This window comes from Dietzia sp. IBK-p2-15D (genome assembly GCF_057773105.1).
On the sequence record NZ_JBYMTK010000090.1, the window covers coordinates 1 to 452 of the forward strand.

Below are 452 nucleotides of genomic sequence, written 5' to 3' on the forward strand. Positions count from 1 at the left end.
CCAGGACAGAATCGCTCACTTTTGAGTGCTGCAACGTAACGCTGAAATCACCGTAATCCATCACCACCACGCCGTGGGCATCCACACCGCTTGCCAGCAAACTGGCGGTTGCCTGCACGCTTTTCGGTTCACCGAATAATGCCACCGCCGACGCCAGGCAGTAAAAGCCGATATCCATAATTGAACCGTTAGAGAATGTCGGATTAAAGGTGTTGGGATTCTCTCCGTCCAGGTAACGCTGATACCGCGAGGAATACTGGCAATAGTTGAAAAAGACTTTACGCAGTTTGCCGACTTTCGGCAGCGCCTGGCGTAACAGATGAAAGTTCGGCAGGTAGGCCGTTTTAAATGCCTCAAACAGCACCACCTGATTTTCCCGCGCACAGGCAATGGCGGCATCCACTTCCGCCAGATTCGACGCCAGCGGTTTCTCGCAAATCACATGAATTTTG

The 452-nt window shown here is 52.2% G+C and carries 1 protein-coding gene; it reads right to left on the minus strand.

Going from position 1 to position 452, the window contains the following annotated elements:
• Nucleotides 1–452 (minus strand): Gfo/Idh/MocA family protein (locus tag AC3DEV_RS17005; RefSeq protein ID WP_488372873.1); only part of this gene is annotated, 452 nt, incomplete at both ends.